Here is a 19,754-nt window from a genome sequence, read left to right as displayed (position 1 = left end):
CACCCGGAACAGCGACGGGCGGGCTCCCCCTCGTTGCCGAGTGGGCGTCGCCCGAGCGGTTCCCGCACAGTTCGCTCTCGACCTGAGGACACGTCATGACGCATGAGTCAACGACCTCACCAACCATCCAGGTGATCGACAGCCCGCGGCTCGATCCTTACCGTGACAAGGTCGTCCAGACCTACGACGATCCGCCGTGGATGTGGCACAACGCGCTCGGCCCGGACAACCTGCTGTTCCAGTTCGGCCTGTTCGACGCCGGGGAACTGGCCGCCGGTCCTGCCCGGGGATCGGTGGGCCCCTCCGAGATACGCCACTTCGACCGCCAGCTTCAGATCGCGGGCCTGACCGGACCCGACAGGCCGCGGGTCGACCGCATCCTGGACCTGGGCTGCGGCTGGGGATTCCTTTCCCGCTACCTCGCCGAGCGCTTCCCCGAGGCCCGGTACGTGGACGCCGTCAACATCAGCGTGCGGCAGCTGGAGTACTGCGCCGAGCAGCTCACCGGACACCACGCGGCCGACCGGATCCGGCTGTTCCTGTGCGACGGGCAGGACATCGACCTGCTGCCCGAACCGGAGATTCCCTATGACCTGGTGGTCGTGCGCGGGGTGTATACACACTTCCTCAACGATGTCTTCGAGACGTCCGTCAAAGCCGTCTCCCAGCGCATCCGGGACGGCAGCCCCCTGGTCATCTCCGACACCCTCTACAAGCGCGACCTGACCCGCTACGAATCCGCCATCCCCGACACCGTGGACCGCCTGGCCTGCGGCAACCGCAAGAGCCCCGCCTACTTCGCCCGGGTCCTCGAAGAGCACGGCATGATCCTCCAGGACATGCGGATCATGCCGTCCAACGCGGAGGTCATCCACTGGTTCCAGACAGTGCGGCTCAACATCGAGCACCACTTCCCCGGCGGCGTCACCGGCCCCATCGAAGAGCTGCGTGAGATGGCGGTCAGCTTCTCCGACGCCCTCGCCAAGGACAAGGCGTCCGTCTACAGCATCATCACCCGGCACTCCGGGTGACCCGGGCGGCCCTCGGTTCACCCCGTGCTTCCCTTACCGAAAGGCAGGTTCACCATGGCGCAGCAACCGCAGCCGACTACTGACGACGTAGCGCAGATGTACGACCGGCTCACCGACCTGCTCACCCAGGCACTCGGTGACAACATTCATCTCGGCCTGTTCGGCCAGGCCGGTGCGGAACATCCGGTCGGGGCCGCCACGGACGCGCTGACCGACGCGGTGGCGGACCTCCTCGGCCCACTCGCCGGCGAGGACCCGCATCTGCTGGACATCGGGTGCGGCACCGGGCGACCCGCGCTGCGGATCGCCGAGCGCACAAGGGGTGCGGTCACCGGAATCACCGTCAGCGAATACCAGGTGCGGCAGGCCCGGCAGGCCCTGGCCGAGTGGTCCACGGCACGTCCCCGCGCCGCAGGTACCCGCTTCGAACTGGCCGACGTCACACGACTCCCCTATGCCGACGCGTCGTTCGACGCGGCCTGGGCCATCGAATCGCTGCTGCACATTCCAAGCCGGTCGGCCGCGCTCGCCGAGGCGCACCGGGTCGTGCGACCGGGCGGCAGGCTGGTCGTGGCCGATCTGTTGCTGCGCGGCAAGGTCCACGGCTCGGCCAAGGCGGCGGTGGAGGCCACCGCGGGCATCTTCCAGGTCGCCTCGGTGGCCACCGAGCAGGAGTACCGGCAGCAGCTGGCCGATGTCGGCTGGAGGGTGGTGGAGTTCACGGACATCGGGGACGAGGTGCGTCCCACGTACCAGCGGATCACCGCACTGATGCGGCAACTGGTCGACGAGGCACCGCAGGAGCTCGGCGCTCAGCTCACCGACGGGGCTGCCGCACTCGACGCCTTCGCCGCACTGCCCGAGGTGGGCTACGTCCTGCTTGCCGCGGAGCGTTCCTGACATGGCCGGCGACACCGGCAGGCCCCCTGCGAATGCCCCCCGATGCCCCGTGCGAGGCGGAGCGAGCCCCCACGGCCACGCGGTCGGGGGACCGGCAGCGGCCCCGCTGGCTCCGGGGGCTCTGCCGCTCATCGGGCACTTGGGCGCCCTGGCAGCCGGACCTCTCGCCTTCTTCGAAGGGCTCCGCGCGGCTGGCCCCGTCGTGCGGATCAAGCTGGCGGGACGTGAATGCCATGTGGTGAACTCCGCCTCGCTGGTTCACCACATGCTGGTCGCAGGCCACGGCGACTACGACAGGGGCGGTCCTGTCATGGAATCCTTGCACGCGGTGTTCGGGGACGGGCTGCCCGCCTCCCCGGACGCGATCCACCGGGTGGAGCGCCCTCTGCTGCAGCCGCTCTTCCGCCGGGAGCGGATGCCCGGCTACACCGCCCGGTTCCTCACCGAGGCGACGCAGCAATGCGCCTCTTGGGCGAACGGGCAAGTGCTGGACGTGAACACGGAGATGACCCGGCTGTCGACGGGAAGTCTCACCCGGGCGCTGTTCCGCGACCCGGTCTCGGCCAGGGTCGTGCGGCAGTTCCAGGAGGATCTGCCGGTGGTGCTGCGCGGCGTGGCCGTCAGGGCGGCGCTGCCCTCCGTCGCACGACTGCCGCTGCCCGCCAACCGTCGTTTCGCCCGTTCGGTGCGGCGCACCTACGTGGCGATCGACGAGATGGTGGATCATCGCGGGAACGACGCGGACGCCTACGACGATCTGCTGACCGTGCTCCTGGCCCCGCGGCCGGATGGTGCGGTAGGGCAGGCCCGCGAGGGGGCGAAGGAGGATCGGTCCGCACTGATCAGCGGACACATCTGGGGCTTCATGATCGCCGGGATCGAGACCACGGCCTCACTCATGACCTGGATGCTGCAGATCCTGGTCTCGCACCCCGAGCACTACGCGCGAGTGCAGGAGGAGGTCGATGAGGTCCTGTCCGCTGGTACGCCCGATCTTGAGGACCTGCAACGGCTCGGCCAACTGGATCGCGTACTCAACGAAGTTCTGAGGATGTACGCGCCGACGTGGCTGTCGACCCGGATCACTCGCCGCCCGACCGTGCTGGGCGGATACACACTCCCCGGGGGGGCGGACGTGCTCTTCAGCATGTGGGCGCTGCACCGCGATCCGGATGTCTTTCCGCACCCGCACCGCTTCGACCCGGACCGCTGGCTCGACAAGAACACGCCGCGCACCCCGCACCAGGGGTTCCTGCCCTTCGGAGCGGGGACCCGCAAGTGCATCGGGGATGTGTTCGCGGTCGCCGAGGCAAAGGCAGCGCTCGCCGTGCTCCTGCACCACTGCCGGTTCGAGACCGCCCGCGGCACGAAGGCGGTCCCACGGATCAGCCTGACCCAGCGCGCGGCCCGAGTCCGGATGACCGTGACACCCCGGAGGCCGAGCGCACCCAAGCGGCGAGACAAGGAGTGCTGAGCCTCCTCGGCAGAGGCGCCCGCAGGTTCCCCGGCCGGCCGAGCAGATCGGAGAGCTGAACCGAGCCGCCGCCACAGGGGCAGGTCCGGTCGATCCCGCTCCGCCTCGGCCTTTCTGCCCGTCGCGGTGCAGTACGGGACAACTGCTCCCGCGCTCGGCGAAGCGGCCCCTCGCGTCGCGTCTTCCGCAGCACCGCACAGCACTGCCCACCGCTCATCAAGGAGGCAGGTCCCGATGACCGCAGCCCATCACCGTCATCCCGGCGCACGCCGTGCCCCGGAGCCGGATGTGACGCGGGAGCAACAGGCCACACCCACACCGCCCATCGACGTCCCCCCCTACTACTGGCCGCACCCGGCCGCCAAACACCCGGACACGGAGGAGGCCAGGCTCGTCGCCAACGACTTCCTGGACCGACATCGGCTGTACGCGGACGACGGCATGCGGCACAAGCAACTGCGCACCGAGAACGGGCGCTTCGCTGGCTACGCCATGCCCGCAGCGACCAAGGAAGCGGTCTTCATCTACGCGAAGTTCACCGTGTGGGGATTCGCCTACGACGACGAAGTCCTGGACGAGCGGCCCACGGGCATCGACACCACCGCCACGGCGATCGACAACCTGCGCATCATGCGCACGGCCGAGATCACCGAATACCCACCCGCGCTGACCCACAAGTACGGTCTCGCCCTGCGCGAGATCCGGATGGACATCGACAGTCTCTGCGGCCCCGAGGCCGGCCAGCAGTTCATCGACCTGATGTACACGTACACCGCGATGGAACTCAACATCATGGCCATGCGGCAAGCACGGCACCGTCCCACCATCGACGAGTACCTGACCTGCCGCATGTACCAGGGCGGAGCGCATACCTATCCCAGCCTCGCCATCATCCTCAACGGCCACGGACTGCGTCCCGAACACATCGCGGACCGCCGGGTACGGGCCCTACGGGAGATCATGGCGCTGCTGGGCGGATGGACCAACGACATCTACGCGTACTCTTACGAGCGCGACAACGTACCCGCCTGGGCCACCGCCATCGACATCCTCCGTGACACACACGGATACACCTACCCGCAGGGCGTCCGCGCCGCCATGGACGTGCACGACCGCTGCATCGTGCTCTTCGACCGGATCAGCGACCAACTGCTCGACGACGACCACGACCTGTACGCCCCCGTGGTGCACACCCTGCGCGACTTCCACGGCGGCCATCTCGCCTGGGTCACCGACAACACCCGCTACGTCAGCAAGCAGGACCTGTCGGACACGTACCACTTCAATGGATACGGCCCGGCCACACGCCCGGCCGATCCGGCACCGCTGCCATACCCCTACATCTCCTGGTGGTGGGAGCACGACGGCACGACCACTTCAGGCTGACAGTGATCATGTGAGTGGTGGTTCTGCTGATGAGCCTGACTCGCCCTCTGACAGTGGTGCTGTCAGATGCTGAGGCACTACAGGCCCGGTGTGGTGAACAGCTCGGCCAGGATGGCGGAGAGGTCACCCCCGTCGCCGCGGGTGAGGATGACGACGGTGGTGTCCCGTTCGGGGAGACGGACCAGCAGAGAGCGGTATCCGGGGTTGTCGCCGTGGTGGAACCGGGCGCGGTGTTCGGCCAGGGCGCCGAGGAAGACACCGTAGCCGTAGCCGGTAGCGGTGAGGGGCGCGAAGCCGGGGGCGTGAGGGGTGGCGTGGGAGGTGTACATACGGCGGAGTGACGCCGGGCGCAGAAGTCCGCCCCGCTCCAGCACACGGGCCCAGTGGGCGAGATCGCGCGCGGTGGACCACAGATCGCCGGCGCCGGGCAGACAGCCGGGGTCTGTCACCCCACTGGTCGTACTGACCAGGCCCTGGGCAGCACCGGTGTGGGCGAGGCCCAACGGGTCAAGGATCCGCTCGCGCAGGATGTCGGCGTACGCGCGCCCGGTGGTCTGTTCGATCAGCAGAGCGACGAGGACATAGCCGGGGCTGCTGTAGTGCCAGCGCCGCCCCGGGGCGGCGAGCGGCAGCATACGCATGACCTGTGCGACGGTGTCCGAGCGGGAGGGCGGCGCCCCGGGCCCGATGGGTTCGGAGAGGGCGTCCCAGTGGGGCAGACCGGAGGTGTGGGACAGCAGATGGTGCAGGGTGATCCCGCTCCATGCCGCCGGGGAGCCAGGGAGCCTGTCGGCCGGTCGGTCGGCAAGGGACAGCGTCCCGTCCTCCACAAGGAGGAGAGCGGTGGCGGCGGTGAACTGTTTACTGAGAGAGGCGGCCTGAAACCGCTCCTCCTGGCCGCCGTCGCCCCAGTACACCTCGTGCGCACAAGTGCTGCCGCAGGTCACCACTACCACGCCGGACGACTTCGCAGGGCACAGCCAACCACGCACCGGCAGGCCGGGGGGGGGGTGAACACACCGCTCGCGTGCCGTGCGCCCACGAGGGAAGCCGCCCGAAGCAGTTCCTTCTCCGCCAGCTCTCTTGGCCCCTGCAGCCGGGGGCGGAAAGGCCGAGGTGGGTCATCTGCGCCGAGCGCCCGTCACCCGTCACCCGTCACCCGTCACCCGTCACGATCATGCGGACCCAGAGGCCGCTTCCCTGATCACGATTCCATGTCGGCGGAATATCCGCAGGTCCAGGGCGATTCGCTGCCCAGCGATCTAGCGATGGGCTGGGCTTCGTGTGGGCGATCTGAACCTGTTCCGGCTGGGTGAGCGCGCGCGAACACTGACGCCCCGGTCCCTGGCGATGCCATGAACCCCGGGGGAACACGGTCAGGACGGCACGGTTTCCCTCACGGCACGCGGAGTGAGAAGAAGGTCCTCATAGCGGTGGTGGCGGCGGATGGTGGTGCGGTGGTGGAGCAGGGCCGCGGCGCGTGAGGGTTCGCCCGCGTCGACGAGGGCGCGGGCCAGGGTGTCCTGGACGATCTCACGCTCCACGCGTACGCCGCCGATCCGCTCGACCTGGTCGCCCAGGGCGGTCAGCGACTCCACGGCGGCGCGGGGACGGCCCACGGTGATGTCCGCCAGAGCGTGGACCACGGGGGCGAGGACCTCGCGGTAGTCGGGCCGTTCGTCACGTGCGGCGCGGCGGGCGAGGAGGTACAGCTCATCGGTCGCGGCTTCCACGGCGAGCGCGAGCGCGAGGTTGAAGGTGTGGAAGACCTCCGCCATCCCGCCGGGCGCGGCGAGCAACTCCCGCACCTGAGCGGGGTCGCTGTGCTGGGCGGGCTCCTGCCCGACCAGCAGCAGGCGCCAGTTCGTCGCGGCGCGCATCCCCACATCCGTACGCGCCAGGGCGGCGTCCGCCCGATGGCGAGCCGCCGGGAAGTCGCCGCGGGCGATCTCCTGCAGAGCCGCGTGCCAGCTCAGGTGTCGTGTCTGGATCGCCTGGGGGTCCGCCGCCAGCCAGTGGTCCAGGAAGTCGACGGCGGCGTCACCGGTCCCGAGTTCATGCCCGGCGTGGGCCAGGGCGTGGGCGGCGACGCCCGAGCGTGGATACAGGGCCAGGGCCCGCTCCGCCAGATCATGTGCCTCCCGGACCCGACCCTGCTCGGCCCGGGTCGCGGCCAGCCAGCTCAACCACGGCCAGTTGTCCGGCCCGGCCAGCGCTGACTGCCGTTCCACCAGGGCTTCGCCGTGCACGCGGTAGGCGACGTCCGCACAGGAGGGGAAGGCGTCCAGTATGAGTCCGGCCGCCTCGTCCCCGGGCCAGCGGGCGAAGTGGCCCACCAGGTGCTCGGCGGTCAGACGGTACTGACGGTGGGTATGGAGGTACACCCCGTACACCAGGCTGACCTCCCGCTCGCCCGCGGCGAGGGCGTCCCAGTAGGCGTGCGTCATCTGATCCTTGAGCGCCGTGTCATCGAGCTGGTCCCCGGTCGCGAGCATCAGCAGCGCACGTGCCACGCCGCTGTCCGGCTCCGAGGTCACCCACTCCCGCAGCAGGGGCAGGGCACGGCCACTCAGCGCGAGCAGCTCCACCACCGCCCGATCCCCTACGGCCGTGTCCCGTGCCATCTGGTCGTGCGCCCCGCCCGCTCGCGTGGTCATCGGTGACCCGTCGGACGCTCGCCCCACCCACCCCGCACGGTCATACGCTCGCCCGGAACAGGGCGGTGCAGACGATGCCGCTGTTGCCGCACTGGTTGCGTGGCAGGCTCAGCGGCAGACCGGCCTGGTTCGCGTTCGCCACACCGCTCCCGGCCACCGTGGATCCCGCGGCCCGTGCGTCACCGTGGTGGACGCAGGTGTTACCGAACGCCGCGTTCCCCACCCCGATGACGCTCGCCTGGGCCGCTCCCGCCGGGACCAGCGCGACACCCGCCACCGCACCGAGCACGGCGGCCCGCGCACCACCACCGCGCCCCCAAGTCTCCACGCCCATCACACGTCTCCTCATGTCAGGGAAGCTCTGTCCCGAATACCGGTACAGATCACTCTTGAGTGGATGAAATATCCACAACCCGACCAACGAGTGGACAGGGCTTCCGACACGTCAACACGTGCACGCAGCCTGCCATACGCGTCCGCGGGAAGCGGACGAGCCGCGCGAGTGAGCCGGGTGCCCTGTGGTGTGGGGGGCGGTTCCGCCCCCCACACAGGAGAGGAGGCCGCCAGCCCGCACCGCTCTCGCGGAGCCGGTGGCCGGTCCACCACTCGCATGAGATGACCTCGTCAAGTCCCCTCGGGCAGGGGGTTGAAGGTTCTACCGCCTGACTGCCCGGGGCGGGCACATGTCTCCCGCGCCCAGAAGCCGATGAACTCGGCGAGCTGGACATCGAACTGGCTCAGCCGGTCCGTCGGCAGCGCCGCTCGGATCTCCTCCACCGTGCTGGGTAACGCCACCTGAGCCTCCTGAAGGTACCTGTCCGGTGCACGGAACGGATCGTCCATATCATCCATGGACACTGCTCCTTTCCTGGTGGGCTGTCAGTGAAGTTCAGGCTATGGGTGTTCCCGGTTACGGCGACCGTGCTGGTGAGGGGCGTGCGGGGGCGCGATGGGGTACGGAAGGGCCGGATCGGCTTCCCCCCTCCCAGCGGGAATCCCGTCGGCGCGCGAGGTGCGGCGCACTCCGTGGTGACTGGCCGTATGCGGGTGCGCGGGGGGCGTCGGCCCAGGCGTGCGCGGGTGCCATGGAGACCACGCCATGGGCCATGAACGCGCCGTGGGCCAGAGGGAGCGCTCCCGATGACCGCTTCCCTGGCGGCGCTCGGGGCCGCCGCCGGTCGTTGTCGTGAGGTCAGGGTCCGATGATCCGGTTCAGGGCGAGTGCGCTCACCCCGAGGCAGGTCAGTCCGGCGAGCAGCGCGCCCGCGGTGTCGCCGGTGCTGAGGTAGGTGAGGACTCCGCTGACGGCTCCGATGACGGTCGCGGCCAGCAGGACCACGGCGGCGCGCTGGGTGAGCAGCTCCGGTTCGGTTCCCGGGCGGGGGTGCGGGTCGCCGCCCCCGGTGGGTGTGGGTGTGGTCATACCGTTTCCTTCGCTGAGCCGGTGCGCACGGTGTAGGCGTAGCGGGGCATCCCCACCAAGGTCGCGAGGACCCACTTCCACCGGGCGCGGGAGTCGGGCAGATCCCTCAGGTAGCCCCGCTGCTCCCCCACCCAGTCCGCACGCTCGGGCGGGGGCAGGAGCCGCACGAGGCAGTGAAGGGGGGCCAGAAGAAGGCCGCTGGTGTCCTGGGTGAGCGGCCTCCCGTGGATGGGCGGTTCGACGGTGCCCCGTTCGGTCGGGAGTGACCGCTCCCGTCGTCGGTTGCCGGAGGTGAAGGTCCATTCGTGCAGTTGGGCGGGGATGTAGATCCACTGGTCCACCCGCTGGGACGCCGTCCTCGGAGGCGTGGCCTCCCGGGCCGGGGCGGACACGGGCGCGGCCGCCTCGCCGCCACCGTCGCCGCCTCCCGGTCGGGACGGTGGTTTCCCGTTCATGAGCTGCCCCCTGCCAGACCGGGGGCGAGGGTCCCAGAACGCACGGTGGAGGGGGCGTTGGCGGTGGCCTCGGCGAGGGCGTGAGGCGCCAGGTCGGCCCCTTTGGCGCTGAGGCGGTAGAAGCGGCGGCGGGGTCGTCCCTCGGCCTCGGCACTCGCGTCCGCCTCCCAGTAGCGCTCGACCCATCCCGCCTGCTGGAGGCGCTCCAGTAACGGGAAGAGCGTGCCGTTGGGCAGACCGGAACGTCTGGACAGCTCCAGGCCGTACAGCCCTTCCGTCCGGATCGTCGTGCGGTCGGCGAGGTCGCTGTCCTGGCCGAGGAGCACGCGCAGGACCGTCTGGGTGTGCTTGGTCATGCGGGGGCTTGGCATGCCGAAGAAACTACTTAGGTAGACAAAACCGCGTCCAGCCGAGCGAGAAAGTCATACCGGGTACCGATTCCGGGGGCGGCCCGCCATCGCTCCTCCGATCGGGGGACGACTCCTGCGGGGGACCGTCGGCATGGGCCATGCCCACGCCGCCTGACATGAGGAACATGGCGCCCGCGTCACTGACGCGGGTGACCCCAGCGCACGGCGACGGCCCACCCAGGGAGCCGAATCCCTCCTTCCGGCCATCGCGGCTTGAAAGGGCCTCACAGAATGCGTGATTCCACCGTTCCCCGGCCGCTGACGGCCCGCAAGGACCTACGTCTCCGACATCTCCACGCTCGCCTCCCGACCACTCCTGGCGTAGCGGGAGTGGTGCAGATGTGGCCGTCCGCCGTGTCGCGTCGAGCGCGGTCGATCCGCTCCCGCGCCCGTCGGGTACGTCCGCCGCCCGGCGGAGAGCGGCGGGGCGCGGTCAGTCGGCGCAGCCGGGTACCGGGGCGGGAGAACCGGCGCAGTCGTTCGGCAGGTTCCCGGTGACCGAGGACCGCGATGCGGTGGCGGTGCCTCCGTTGAGGATGCCTCCGGCGGTCTCGGCCGCCCGGTTCTCCGTGACAGTGGTGTGGTCCAGGTGGAGTGTGCTGAGGGGGCCGTTGCTGAGGATCCCTCCCCCGACCCCGCCGAGCGCCGCGTTCCGGATGACCTGGCTGGCGGTGAGCGCGGTGGTGCCTCCGTTGGTGAAGAGCCCGCCGCCGCCGAAGCCCGCCGTGTTGTCGCGGACGGTGGTGTGGTGGAGCGTCGTGGTGGCGCGTTCGCCGTTGGTGGCGATGCCGCCGCCGAACTCCCGGGCGTGGTTGGCCTCGACCGTGCTGTGGTTGAGGGTGAGGGTGCCGAAGTTGTTGAAGACGCCCCCGCCGCTGCCGAAGGAGCCGCCGCGTACGGAGACACGGTCGAGGGTGAGACGGCCGCCCATCTCCACCTCCAGCAGGCGGAAGTGCGGTGTACCGTCCGCCGCGCCCCGGGCGATCACGGCGTTCGACGGTCCCGGCGAGGCGATCCGGACATCACCGCTGACGGCGGTCAGCGCGTTCATCCGTCCGTACGGCGTCGTGATCGTGTAGACGCAGCCCGGCTCAAGGACGATGTCCCACCGTGTCCCGGGCTGACCGTTCCCGGCCGTGATCGCGTCGTTCAGCATCCGGCTCCGGTCCGCGACACACGGGACGACGACCTCACCCCGCCTCTCCGCGCCCAGGGCGGACGGTCCCGGCCCGAGCACGACGATCACGGTGACGACCACACAGCGGCGGAGTTTCACGGCGAGTCCCATGGAGCGAGCATCCCCACCACCGGCACTCCCCGCATGCCGGACGGCACTCGGGCGTGCCCACGGCGGCACCGGGTCAGGGCACGGTGTTCACCCGGGTGGCCCTCGCGTGCCAGAACACGGTGGCGGTCGCGGCAGCGACGGCCACCGCGAGGACGATCCACGCGGTGGAGGTCGCCATGTCGGGGGCGAACAGGGGCTGGGTCCTGCGGGCCTGCCAGACGGTGAGAGCGATCAGGCCCAGGCAGGTGACGGCGGCGATGACGACCAGGGCGGTGCGGTGGCGGGGCCCGAGCGTCCGGGGGCCGAGAGTGAGGAGCAGTCCGAGCAGGACGATCACCTGGAGGGAGTGGACACCGACGAAGTGGGCGACCCGCAGATCACCGGCGGTGGTGCTGAAGTTGGTCAGGAGCATGCCCGGTCGTCCATCCGGTTCGCCGACACTGTGCGCGCCGATGTGCGGCATCCCGCGCCCCAGGTCGGCGGCGGCTTCCTGCGCGGCGGTGGGGGTCACCATCAGCGCGCCGACGGCCATGCCGACGACCCCGACCGCCAGCCCCAGCCGCAGTGCCCAGGCGAGCTGGGGCGGTTCGACCCGCTGGAGGAGCAGCAGGCCGATGGTGGCCAGGGCCATCAGACCGAGCAGGGAAATGACCACCAGCATGGTGATCAGCAGCCCGCTGTAGCCGGGTGTGGTGAAGTTGAAGTGGCTGGTCGTTCCGCCCGCCGCCGAGCCGGTGACCCAGAGCACCTCCACGACGGCCGTGACGGCGGTGACCCAGGAGATCACCCGCACCAGAAAACCACGCCCCTGGACGAAGGTCAGCAGCCACAGCAGCGTCAGCGTGTAGACGGCGAAGGAGAACCCGAACCGGGCGGGTTTGGCCCAGGCGGGCTGCCCGGTGATCTCCCTCGGGTCCACGACGAGGCCCACCAGCGCGACCAGGCTGATCAGCAGCAGGACCCCGCTGGCCCCGGCCAGCGGCGGATTGGCCACCCACACCCGCCGCGCCGGCGCTCGCGATCCGGACACCACCACAACCGGTTCCCTTCCCATCATGATCACCCCGTGCCCGCATGATGGGCCTCACCCCTCGGGATCCCCGGTGCCCCAGCCGTGTCCTCACCCGCCCGAGCCCCTGGGGCGGGCCACCCGGCCGAACCTCCGGAGCGGTACCGCCCGACCAGGGCCTCAGCCGCTCGGAGGGGGCGGGCGGAGCTGCTCCATGGCTCCCTGGACATCCCAGTTGAGCCAGCACTCGGCGATCTTCCCACCACGGAACCTGAGGGTGATCTGTCCCGAGACCTCGAACCGTCGGCCGGTGGGCGGGAACCCCTGGTACGTACCGGTGTGATGACCCCGGACGATGAACCTGGCACCGACCAGATCGCCCTCGCCGATCACGCTCTGAGCGGTGTGCCGCAGCCCGAAGGCCGCCATCAGCTCCCGGTAGATCCGCACGGCCTCCGCCAGGCCGACGGTCTCCCGCTCCATCGCCGGGTCGTGTTCCCTGTACTCCTCGGTGCACGAGTGGGCGTAGGCGGCCTCGCGGTTCCGCTCCGCCGTCTCCTCCAGAAAGCGACGGGCCACGGCCTTGTTGCGCTGTTCCATACGAGGATTCCTACCCCGGTGCGGTCACTCAGAGCCGCTGGATCAGACCGACCGCGAGGGCGATGAGCGCGGCGGCGATCAGGAGGGCACCGACCCGGGTGAGACGGGTCCCCGCGGAGGTCTGGCCCTCGGTACCGAAGGCCAGATGGAGGAAGAACCCGCCGGACTGGGCGAGTACCCCCACCAGCAGCAGGATCCCGAACAGCCACGCGATCCCGGAGGAGAACCCGGCACGGGGCAGATAGAGGAAGTAGACCAGGGACAGGATCAGCAGCACCCCGGCATGGGCGTGCCCGGCGCGGAAGAAACGCTCGCGCAGCGGGGTGAGCTTCCCGTCCTCGGTGGTGATGAACTTCAGCAGCCCATGGCCGCCGAACTCCACCGTCACCAGGGCGAGGACGGCGATGACCGGCAGGAGCTCGGACGCTTCCACGACGTACCGCCTTCGGCTGTGACGGGCACGGGAACAACCGCACGCTACGACAGGCGCCGTCGGCGCGCCGCGCTCGGTGGGCCGTTCGGGGAGCGGTTCACCCGGACGGCCCCTCCTCGACGGCGTGTCGTACGCCTCGGGCGGCCGCGCCGAAGCGCGAGGGCACCGAGCGCACCCGCGGCCGGGCTCGCCCGGGCTTGTGCCATGTCACCGCCGCGCCGACACCGAGGCGGTCCACCGGCCGGTCCCGATCTCAGCCAGCAGCGCCTGTCCCGTGCCAGGCGCCCCCACGGACCACGCCCCGCAGGTGTCCGTGCGCGAGTCGAGAGGGGCTCTGTTTGACTGAGTACGGCAGATCACGGTCCGGAATCGGAAGGCGGATCCATGCGCCTGCTCGCCGGAAGAGGACGTCCGGCCCTGGTATCCGGGGCCGCGTGGCTGGCGGCCGCGCTCCTGTCACCGCTGGCCTCCGCGTCCGCCGCGGCGCCGGGCGACGGGGAGGGCGTCCCGACTTCCCCTGCCGCGACGCGGGCGGCGATGGTGGAGGCGGTACGGCGCGGGGCACCGGGGGTGCTGGTCACGGTCGTGGACGGCACGGACCGGTGGACGGACTCGGTGGGCGTCGCGGACCGGCGCACAGGGCGTCCACCCGTCGCGGCGGATCACTTCCGGGTGGCAAGCGTCACCAAGACGTTCACGGCCACCCTCCTACTCCAGTTGGAGGCAGAAGGCCGGCTCAGTGTCGAGGACACCGTGGAGAAGCACCTCCCCGGAGTGGTGCGCGGCCACGGACACGACGGCCGCCGCGTCACCGTCCGCCAGCTCCTCAACCACACCAGCGGCATCTACAACTACCTCAACGACCCCGCACTCCATCAGTACGGACCGGCCTGGCTCACACACCGGCACCAGACCTGGACCCCGGAGGAACTGCTCGCCGTCGCGATGTCCAAGCCACCGACCGCCGCACCCGGCGAGAGGTTCGTGTACTCGAACACCAACTACCTGCTGGCGTCGATGATCGTCGAGCGGATCACCGGAAACTCCTACGAACACGAGCTGAACCAGCGCCTCATCACCCCCCTGGGACTGCACGGCACCTCGTCCCCCGGCACCCGGGAGACCGTGCCCCGACCGTCGGGCCGCGCCTACTCCACCGCCCAGACCCAGACACCCCCGCCAGGCGTCGACGTCACGGAGTTCAACCCGTCGGCACTACGCGCCGCCGGGGAGATGATCAGTACGGCCCACGACCTCAACCACTTCTACGGCACGCTCCTCAGCGGCCGACTGCTGCCCATGGCCCAACTGCGGACGATGACCACCACCATCCCGGATCTCACCGGCGACCACGGCCTCGGCCTGATGCGTATGACCACCTCCTGCGGGATCGAGCTATGGGGACAGCGTGGCGGCGGATACGGGATCGAAGTCCTCTCCGTCTCCACCCACGACACCCACCACCGGATGACCGTGTACCTCAACACCGACGCTCTCGCCTTGGCGGGCACGGCGGTCCGGAACATCGCCGACGCGGAGTTCTGCCGGGGCCGGTGACGCCTGCGCGGCGCGGATACCGGGCCGCCACAGCACCGCGTACGGCCGAGACCCACGGCATCTGACACACTCCGGCCCTGCCGGAGCGCCCCAGCCTGGACACGCCTCGCTCTCGGATCCGCCGCAGACTCACTCCCGCGGACCTGCCCCGGCAGTCCGACGGCCAGGGGCGCGAACCCGACCTGCCAAGCTCATCCTTCGATCCACACTGATATCCGATAATCGAATTCGCGGCCATATGTTCCTGTCGTAAAGCGTCAGCTATGCACCCACCATCGCCTATATGACTCAATTCCGGTCACTCTGCCTGGTTCCTCGCTTACGCGCCGGTCATCACTCATCTGGGCCGCTAGCGTTCTGATAAGCAGCGGTTCCACAGGGGTACCGCCGCTCGACGTCTCTCAGAACCCATCTTTAAAACAAGATCACCGGAGTTCCGGGGATGGGTTCTGCGGCTGAGAAGAGGGGACCTGCGGCGGGGATTCGGCTCCCGCGCTGTCCGGCCCGGGACGCGGGAGAAGCCCGGATCCCGCCGGTGGGCGTGGTCCGGGCTTCGAGGTCTGGCCCGTGGCTGCGGAGGGAAGGAGACGTCGGCCGGGTTCACGGCCGGGCCTCTCGCCTGCCGCAGGGAACAGTCCTGGAGGCTGCGGTGAGATTCCGCGACGACCAGTCCGCCGGGTCAGCAGTTGCGGACCCAGTGCACCCAGCTCCAGTCCGCGTTGGGGTCGGAGCTGTAGGCGCCCGGCGAGGTCCAGCGAACCACGCGGTCACTGCTCATGAACCTCGCCCGTGTGCCCCTGGTCTGGTTGTTGATCCATGAGCCGCGTGTGAGCCACGGGATCCGGTAGTCGGCGCAGCGGAGCATGTCGATGGTGTTTCCTGTGTAGTTCCTGTCCTTGTACGCGCACATGTGGCCGTAGGCACAGGAGGCGAGCGCGCGGGTGGACCTGGGCTGGGTCAGGTCGCGGGCGTACTTCTCACCGGGGACGGCGAGAGTCATGATCGCCCCGCCGAGGTCGATCCTGTTGGGCGCCACCTGGGTGCCGCCTGTCCGGGCCACGTTGGCTTCGGCCTCGGTCTGAAGAGCCCTGGCCTGGGCTGCCGTCAGGCCCAGGTTCCGCGACTGGGACATGAAGTGCGAGGCGCGGCCGGGAGCGGTGGAGGCGCCGTCGGCAGTCACCGATCCGGTGGTTGCCGGAGCGCCGCTCACCTGCCCGGACTGCGCGGCCGGGGCCGTTCGGTGCGCGGCGGTGGCGGTCACGGGCGGGGTCAGGGTCGCGGCGATGGCGGCGAAGGCCATGAGGCCGGTGGTCAGTTTCTTCTTCACGGGATGTCCCATCGTTCGGAGGTCGTTCGTCCCATCGCCCCTGCTGGGGTGGCGGGGCACGGTCGGCATCCGCCGTGCGCCGGGCGGTCGGGGACGCGGCCGGTGCGGGCTGCGCGGCTGCCGGTCCAGGAGGTTTCCCTGGTGCTGTCCTCGACGTTATGGGCGGAGGGTGACGGGTTTCTTGGACGAATGCGAACGACGGCAGATCTCGTGAACGGTGATGTAGGGCGGCGGCTGTGCCGCAGGCCGGGGCGGAAGGAGTTCGGTGGGTGTGCATCCCGCCAGTACGCGGAACTCTCGGTTGAGGTGGGCCTGGTCGCAGTAGCCGGACAGGTAGGCGATCTCGGCGAGGGTGTGGCCGGGCACGCCGAGCAGGCGTGCCGCGTGCTGGAACCTCCAGACCCGGGCAACGGCCTTGGGTGACAGGCCGACCTGTTCGCTGAAGCGCTTCTCCAGATAGCGTCGGCTGCAACCGAGTTCGTCGGCGAGCCCGCCCACGGCCAGCCGGCCGGCGCTCCGCCGCAGCCGATGCCAGGCGTGAACCACCGGTGCTTGCGCCGGGCGGCCGTCGCGCAGCCACTGTGCCAGCTGCTGGTCCAGCAGCCCGAAAAGCGCTTCCCAGGTCCGGGCCTGTGCCAGTTGCTCCAGAAGCCACCACGCCTGCTCGCCGAGCAGAGCGTCGAGTCCGGTGTAGGTGTGCGAGAGCTCGGACATCGCGACCCCGAGGAGCGTGTACGCGGCGGGCGGTGCCAGGCCGACGGCCACACCACGGGGATGGCCGCTGTGCTCCACGGTCGTGGGACGGTCGTGCAGGCCGACGACCGATACCGGGGACATGGCCAGTGTGCCGGCGGGGCCCAGCAGATGTGAGCCGGAATCGAAACTGAGTACGAGTATGACCGCGCCGGCGGGCAGGACCCTCTGGGTCAGGGGGAGCTGGGACTCGGGCCCGAAACCGACATACCCCAGAACACTCCCGCGCAGCGGCCTCCAGGGGACCCCGACGGTGATCCCCGCCGGACTCCGCCTGCCCGCGCCGCGTGGCGCGGGGACGGCGGGAACACCGTGCACGGGCAAGTCCTCGGCAGCCGCACGATACGACTCCTCATCGACCATCGCACCCTCCTCCGGACTGGACCGGATTCCCGAATCTCCATGCGGCCACAGTGACGCGGCACGACCAAGAGTGTTCAGAGAACGCCGGAGGACCGCCCGGCAGGGTGAGGCTGCGACTCAGGAGAACACGCCGTCCGCGACGAGCCGGCGCGGTGCTCGGGTCGCCGGAGTCCGCCGGGCCGGACACAGCGCTCAGGCTGTTCGCACCGTCTCTGTGGGACGAGGGAGTGCCGATGTGGGGTAGGCGGTCTGGCGGGTGAGGCGTCGGGTCATGAGCGTGATCGCGGCGAGGGTGAGCATCGCCTCGAGGGGTAGCGGCGTTCGCGCATCACAGTCCCCTCTTCTCAGGCGATCAGGTCGAGGGTGGCCTCGACCGCCTTGAGCCGGGTGTCGATGTAGCGCACCCGCTTGTCTTCCGGGGCTGCGGCGGCGTGCTGGGCGACCGTGGCGGTGAGCAGTCGGCGGGCCTCGGTGAGCAGTTCACGGATGCGGCCGATCTCGAACACCTCCAGCTCGCCCGGGTCCGCATGAGGACTATTTCGCCGAGGCGGTCGGCCTCCCACGTCACTCAGCGCAGCGCAGATACACAGAGTGACCGCCTCTCTGACGCGACTACGACAGCAGGCTCCGGAACCTCATCTACCCTTCCCCCCTCTTGACGCTCATATGACGCTCAGGGCCCAAAATCATCCGTGCGAGACGACCCTAAATGCCCTCTGACCTGCTACTTCTCCCGGCATTGCCGATGCCGATCTCTTCCCGATGACGCACCACGTGGAGCACCGAAGCCGTCGCGTCAATGAGGACGGTTCAATCAGCGTTACGGGCAGCAGAGCCTTGTAACACGACTTCCCCTGTTACTGAAATCGGGGTTTCCTCGAACACTTGCGAGAAAGGAAACGTCGCCTCCGGCGCGTCCAGCCGCTCTTTCCCGCAAGGAAGTTATGCCCCACAGTTCACCCCCGCCTGTACCTGATATTTCACCCGATGGTGATCCGCTTCTTAGCAGTGGCTGGCACACAACCGAAGAGCTCGCAGCCCTGCTCCGAGTCGATCCGTCCACCCTGCGCCGCTGGCGCACGGCACGTCCGCATCAAGGGCCGCCCCATGTCCCGCTGACCGACCGGGTCACTCTCTACAGCGCCGCCGATGTCGAACGGTGGCTGCGACAGCGTCGGATCGCGCCCGGCACGGGGGCCTGATGGCTCACGCTGAAACGGTTCCCCTCGGAGTGCGGCTGTCCACGGATGTCGAGCACCGCCCCGACCGGCGCAGCCCCTACCGGGCGCGGGTCCGCTGGTTCGACCCCGAAACCGGAGAGCGGCGTTCCCTGTCCGTCGGCAAGAACGACCAGGACGAGGCGGATGACTGGATCAGAGGCATCGTCGAGGCCGCCGCCATCGGCATTACGCCCGAAACGGCGACGGCGTCGCTCACCGATTACGGCACCGCCAACATGGACCTGGCCCCTGCGCGGCCTGGAACTCAAGACCCGCGACCCCTAACTCGCTGGCTGGCGCCGACGGGTGATCCCGTCCCTGGGACACGTGCCCGTACGTCTGATCACCCACGGCGCGGTGGACCGCACCGTCCATGGCTGGATCGCTGACGAGCAGAGCCGGTCCACCGTCAAGAACAGCCTCGCCGTCCTGGTCCGCGTCATGGAACAGGCCGTTCGTGACGGCCTCATCACCATCAACCCAGCCCGGGTTACTGGCTGGCAGCACGAGTACAAGAAGGCCGAGGACGAACTTGACAACCCCCGAGCGCTCGCGCTGCCCGACTGGCCCACCCTGCTGCACCTCGGCCAGGCACTCGTGGCGCGGTCACACGGCCACTACCACGGCTGGGGCAACGTCGTCGTCTTCGCCGCCGCCACCGCCGCCCGGATCGGTGAGGTCTCCGGTGTCCGCGTCGGCGACATCGACACCGAGAACTGGATATGGACCGTCCGACGCCAGACAACCCCCGCCCCCGGAGGGCTCGTCGACAAGGACACCAAAGGCAAACGCGCCCGCTTCGTCCCCCTCATTCAGGAGATCCGCCCCCTCGTCGCCGAACGCCTCCTCGCAGCCGGACCCGATCCGCATGCCCGGCTGTTCACCGGCCCCCGCGGCGGACGCATCTCCACCGCCGTGCTGCGCGACGCCACCCACTGGGACGAAGTCGTCACCGCCCTCGGCCTCGAACACCTCCGCCGCCACGACCTCCGCCACACCGGCCTCACCTGGCTCGCCGACTCCGGAGTCCCCGCACACGTCCTCCGCAAGATCGCCGGACACGGATCCCTGCTCACCACTCAGCGATACCTCCACCCCGACATGCAGAAGATCACCGACGCCGGCACATCCCTCAGCGCGTACCTCAGCCCTGTCCGCGCACCAGTCATCCTGCCCGTGTCCCCGGCAGGACCCGCCAGACGCCGCTAGACCCGCTGGTCCCCAACTGGTCCCCAAGAACGACGATAAGGCGGTACCGGATGTCTCCGATACCGCCTGCGACCCGCGAAAACGCTGGTCGGGACGACAGGATTTGAACCTGCGACCCCTTGACCCCCAGTCAAGTGCGCTACCAAGCTGCGCCACGTCCCGTCGCGTCCGGCTCCTCGGTGGGGCCGCCCGCGCAGAAAGAACATTACCCCACGTCGGAGGGGGCGACTCACACCGTGCCGGGGGTGCGGTGGCCCGG

The 19,754-nt window shown here is 69.7% G+C and carries 21 protein-coding genes and 1 tRNA gene; 7 read left to right on the top strand and 15 right to left on the bottom strand.

The features are described from left to right. Positions 1–95 precede the first annotated feature (95 nt). From ACFVIM_RS02540 to ACFVIM_RS02525, 4 genes are all read left to right on the top strand, one after another. A complete protein-coding gene (locus tag ACFVIM_RS02540) occupies positions 96–1,031 on the top strand; it encodes an SAM-dependent methyltransferase (RefSeq protein ID WP_384297493.1) in 936 nt (311 codons plus the stop codon). A 54-nt stretch (positions 1,032–1,085) separates the two neighbouring features. Next, the gene (locus ACFVIM_RS02535) at positions 1,086–1,931 is read left to right on the top strand and encodes a methyltransferase domain-containing protein (protein ID WP_384297492.1); all 846 of its coding nucleotides are present in this window, start codon (positions 1,086–1,088) and stop codon (positions 1,929–1,931) included. Position 1,932: 1 nt separating this feature from the next. After that, on the top strand, positions 1,933–3,405 hold the full coding sequence (locus ACFVIM_RS02530; protein WP_384297490.1) for a cytochrome P450: 1,473 nt from the start codon (positions 1,933–1,935) through the stop codon (positions 3,403–3,405). A 234-nt stretch (positions 3,406–3,639) separates the two neighbouring features. Continuing rightward, positions 3,640–4,791 (top strand): terpene synthase family protein, encoded by a 1,152-nt coding sequence (locus ACFVIM_RS02525; RefSeq protein WP_384297489.1) that lies wholly within the window; start codon positions 3,640–3,642, stop codon positions 4,789–4,791. Positions 4,792–4,868: 77 nt separating this feature from the next. Here the strand turns inward: ACFVIM_RS02525 and ACFVIM_RS02520 are convergent, their stop codons facing one another. The 11 genes from ACFVIM_RS02520 to ACFVIM_RS02470 form a co-directional block, all read right to left on the bottom strand. Further along, positions 4,869–5,747, bottom strand: coding sequence for a serine hydrolase domain-containing protein (locus ACFVIM_RS02520; protein ID WP_384297488.1), 879 nt, complete (start codon positions 5,745–5,747; stop codon positions 4,869–4,871). A 420-nt stretch (positions 5,748–6,167) separates the two neighbouring features. Then, positions 6,168–7,448, bottom strand: coding sequence for a hypothetical protein (locus tag ACFVIM_RS02515; RefSeq protein ID WP_384297486.1), 1,281 nt, complete (start codon positions 7,446–7,448; stop codon positions 6,168–6,170). Positions 7,449–7,488: 40 nt separating this feature from the next. Further along, positions 7,489–7,782 (bottom strand): chaplin family protein, encoded by a 294-nt coding sequence (locus ACFVIM_RS02510; RefSeq protein WP_384297485.1) that lies wholly within the window; start codon positions 7,780–7,782, stop codon positions 7,489–7,491. A 290-nt stretch (positions 7,783–8,072) separates the two neighbouring features. Continuing rightward, complete coding sequence (locus ACFVIM_RS02505) at positions 8,073–8,243, bottom strand: hypothetical protein (protein ID WP_384297484.1); 171 nt, start codon at positions 8,241–8,243, stop codon at positions 8,073–8,075. Positions 8,244–8,640: 397 nt separating this feature from the next. Beyond that, positions 8,641–8,871 carry a hypothetical protein gene (locus ACFVIM_RS02500; protein ID WP_384297482.1) on the bottom strand — a complete coding sequence of 77 codons (231 nt, stop codon included), beginning with the start codon at positions 8,869–8,871 and terminating at the stop codon, positions 8,641–8,643. Beyond that, complete coding sequence (locus ACFVIM_RS02495) at positions 8,868–9,326, bottom strand: hypothetical protein (protein WP_384297480.1); 459 nt, start codon at positions 9,324–9,326, stop codon at positions 8,868–8,870. Before ACFVIM_RS02495 ends, ACFVIM_RS02500 begins: the two co-directional genes overlap by 4 nt. Continuing rightward, positions 9,323–9,697, bottom strand: coding sequence for a PadR family transcriptional regulator (locus ACFVIM_RS02490; RefSeq protein ID WP_384297479.1), 375 nt, complete (start codon positions 9,695–9,697; stop codon positions 9,323–9,325). Before ACFVIM_RS02490 ends, ACFVIM_RS02495 begins: the two co-directional genes overlap by 4 nt. Positions 9,698–10,169: 472 nt before the next feature. Continuing rightward, positions 10,170–11,024, bottom strand: a complete 855-nt coding sequence (locus tag ACFVIM_RS02485) for a hypothetical protein (RefSeq protein WP_384297478.1) — start codon at positions 11,022–11,024, stop codon at positions 10,170–10,172. Between the two features lie 73 nt (positions 11,025–11,097). Continuing rightward, complete coding sequence (locus ACFVIM_RS02480; RefSeq protein ID WP_384297476.1) at positions 11,098–12,018, bottom strand: hypothetical protein; 921 nt, start codon at positions 12,016–12,018, stop codon at positions 11,098–11,100. A 195-nt stretch (positions 12,019–12,213) separates the two neighbouring features. Beyond that, positions 12,214–12,633, bottom strand: a complete 420-nt coding sequence (locus ACFVIM_RS02475; RefSeq protein ID WP_384297474.1) for an ester cyclase — start codon at positions 12,631–12,633, stop codon at positions 12,214–12,216. A gap of 28 nt (positions 12,634–12,661) precedes the next feature. Beyond that, positions 12,662–13,066, bottom strand: coding sequence for a hypothetical protein (locus ACFVIM_RS02470; protein WP_384297473.1), 405 nt, complete (start codon positions 13,064–13,066; stop codon positions 12,662–12,664). Positions 13,067–13,450: 384 nt separating this feature from the next. Here ACFVIM_RS02470 and ACFVIM_RS02465 point away from each other — a divergent pair, with 384 nt between their 5' ends. Continuing rightward, the gene (locus ACFVIM_RS02465) at positions 13,451–14,623 is read left to right on the top strand and encodes a serine hydrolase domain-containing protein (protein WP_384297471.1); all 1,173 of its coding nucleotides are present in this window, start codon (positions 13,451–13,453) and stop codon (positions 14,621–14,623) included. Between the two features lie 679 nt (positions 14,624–15,302). Here ACFVIM_RS02465 and ACFVIM_RS02460 read toward each other — a convergent pair. From ACFVIM_RS02460 to ACFVIM_RS02450, 3 genes are all read right to left on the bottom strand, one after another. Next, entirely contained in the window at positions 15,303–15,950 is a 648-nt protein-coding gene (locus ACFVIM_RS02460) for a hypothetical protein (RefSeq protein WP_384297470.1), read from the bottom strand. Between the two features lie 156 nt (positions 15,951–16,106). Further along, entirely contained in the window at positions 16,107–17,066 is a 960-nt protein-coding gene (locus tag ACFVIM_RS02455) for a helix-turn-helix domain-containing protein (RefSeq protein ID WP_384297469.1), read from the bottom strand. A 344-nt stretch (positions 17,067–17,410) separates the two neighbouring features. Continuing rightward, the gene (locus ACFVIM_RS02450) at positions 17,411–17,572 is read right to left on the bottom strand and encodes a hypothetical protein (protein WP_384297467.1); all 162 of its coding nucleotides are present in this window, start codon (positions 17,570–17,572) and stop codon (positions 17,411–17,413) included. 438 nt (positions 17,573–18,010) lie between these two features. On the opposite strand from ACFVIM_RS02450, the gene ACFVIM_RS02445 reads away from it, so the two are divergent. Next, positions 18,011–18,268 (top strand): helix-turn-helix transcriptional regulator, encoded by a 258-nt coding sequence (locus tag ACFVIM_RS02445; RefSeq protein ID WP_384297466.1) that lies wholly within the window; start codon positions 18,011–18,013, stop codon positions 18,266–18,268. Positions 18,269–18,613: 345 nt separating this feature from the next. Further along, positions 18,614–19,495 carry a tyrosine-type recombinase/integrase gene (locus tag ACFVIM_RS02440; RefSeq protein ID WP_384297465.1) on the top strand — a complete coding sequence of 294 codons (882 nt, stop codon included), beginning with the start codon at positions 18,614–18,616 and terminating at the stop codon, positions 19,493–19,495. Positions 19,496–19,580: 85 nt separating this feature from the next. Here ACFVIM_RS02440 and ACFVIM_RS02435 read toward each other — a convergent pair. Further along, positions 19,581–19,657 (bottom strand) — tRNA-Pro (locus tag ACFVIM_RS02435). Between the last annotated feature and the right edge of the window lie 97 nt (positions 19,658–19,754).

This window comes from Streptomyces sp. NPDC057638 (genome assembly GCF_042800315.1).
In the GTDB taxonomy this organism is placed as follows: domain Bacteria; phylum Actinomycetota; class Actinomycetes; order Streptomycetales; family Streptomycetaceae; genus Streptomyces.
Note: the sequence above shows the minus strand (reverse complement) of the source record. Positions and strands in the feature narration are given on the sequence as shown.

What these genes read in the sequence shown, in the direction of transcription:
- ACFVIM_RS02500 (WP_384297482.1), bottom strand. Translation starts at nt 8,871, where the DNA reads ATGACCACACCCACACCCACCGGGGGCGGCGACCCGCACCCCCGCCCG.
- ACFVIM_RS02525 (WP_384297489.1), top strand. Translation starts at nt 3,640, where the DNA reads ATGACCGCAGCCCATCACCGTCATCCCGGCGCACGCCGTGCCCCGGAG.
- ACFVIM_RS02495 (WP_384297480.1), bottom strand. Translation starts at nt 9,326, where the DNA reads ATGAACGGGAAACCACCGTCCCGACCGGGAGGCGGCGACGGTGGCGGC.
- ACFVIM_RS02465 (WP_384297471.1), top strand. Translation starts at nt 13,451, where the DNA reads ATGCGCCTGCTCGCCGGAAGAGGACGTCCGGCCCTGGTATCCGGGGCC.
- ACFVIM_RS02455 (WP_384297469.1), bottom strand. Translation starts at nt 17,066, where the DNA reads ATGGTCGATGAGGAGTCGTATCGTGCGGCTGCCGAGGACTTGCCCGTG.
- ACFVIM_RS02535 (WP_384297492.1), top strand. Translation starts at nt 1,086, where the DNA reads ATGGCGCAGCAACCGCAGCCGACTACTGACGACGTAGCGCAGATGTAC.
- ACFVIM_RS02475 (WP_384297474.1), bottom strand. Translation starts at nt 12,633, where the DNA reads ATGGAACAGCGCAACAAGGCCGTGGCCCGTCGCTTTCTGGAGGAGACG.
- ACFVIM_RS02490 (WP_384297479.1), bottom strand. Translation starts at nt 9,697, where the DNA reads ATGCCAAGCCCCCGCATGACCAAGCACACCCAGACGGTCCTGCGCGTG.
- ACFVIM_RS02510 (WP_384297485.1), bottom strand. Translation starts at nt 7,782, where the DNA reads ATGGGCGTGGAGACTTGGGGGCGCGGTGGTGGTGCGCGGGCCGCCGTG.
- ACFVIM_RS02530 (WP_384297490.1), top strand. Translation starts at nt 1,933, where the DNA reads ATGGCCGGCGACACCGGCAGGCCCCCTGCGAATGCCCCCCGATGCCCC.
- ACFVIM_RS02445 (WP_384297466.1), top strand. Translation starts at nt 18,011, where the DNA reads ATGCCCCACAGTTCACCCCCGCCTGTACCTGATATTTCACCCGATGGT.
- ACFVIM_RS02515 (WP_384297486.1), bottom strand. Translation starts at nt 7,448, where the DNA reads ATGACCACGCGAGCGGGCGGGGCGCACGACCAGATGGCACGGGACACG.
- ACFVIM_RS02485 (WP_384297478.1), bottom strand. Translation starts at nt 11,024, where the DNA reads ATGGGACTCGCCGTGAAACTCCGCCGCTGTGTGGTCGTCACCGTGATC.
- ACFVIM_RS02540 (WP_384297493.1), top strand. Translation starts at nt 96, where the DNA reads ATGACGCATGAGTCAACGACCTCACCAACCATCCAGGTGATCGACAGC.